This is a genomic window from Colwellia sp. 12G3, from assembly GCF_002836775.1.
Taxonomy (GTDB): domain Bacteria; phylum Pseudomonadota; class Gammaproteobacteria; order Enterobacterales; family Alteromonadaceae; genus Colwellia.
In genome coordinates, this window is the sequence record NZ_PJAQ01000021.1 from 1 (window position 1) to 522 (window position 522).

Consider the following 522-nt stretch of genomic DNA (forward strand, 5'->3'; position numbering starts at 1 on the left):
GCCTGAGCCTAAAAAACATCCCACATCAATCGTTAGTTTGGTGGATAAAGTCATCCCACTTTATCAAAATCCACTTGATACCCTCCCCGAAAATCAAAAAAATAAGATCACTGTGTCTCGTTCAGAAGATGTGGAGTTAATGATTGATCCCATTCAATTTGAGCAGGTATTCATTAACTTAATTAAAAATGCGATTGAATCTATGCAAAGTAAAACGGCTACAGGTGAAGTAAACGTTAGCTGGCAAGTGACTGACAATACTTTTAGATTCATAATTAGTGATGAAGGGTCTGGCATTAGCAATAAAGGTAATTTATTTGTGCCTTTTTACACCACTAAAAAGCAAGGCTCTGGTATCGGCTTAGTTTTTTGTCGACAGGTACTTGAAGTTCATAATGGTCAACTAAGTCTGATTAATAGAGCAGATAAAGAGGGCTGTTTAGCTATTATTGAATTGCCCCTTTCTTAAGCATTTACGCTAAGTTCTAATATTAAGTTAGCTTTGCGCGCTTTCAAACTGCA

At 36.6% G+C, this 522-nt stretch carries 1 protein-coding gene; it reads left to right on the plus strand.

The window, feature by feature from the left end:
• Positions 1 to 469: sensor histidine kinase (locus tag CXF71_RS07940; RefSeq protein WP_157826711.1), on the plus strand; the 469-nt coding region annotated here is incomplete at its 5' end.
• Positions 470 to 522: the final 53 nt, after the last annotated feature.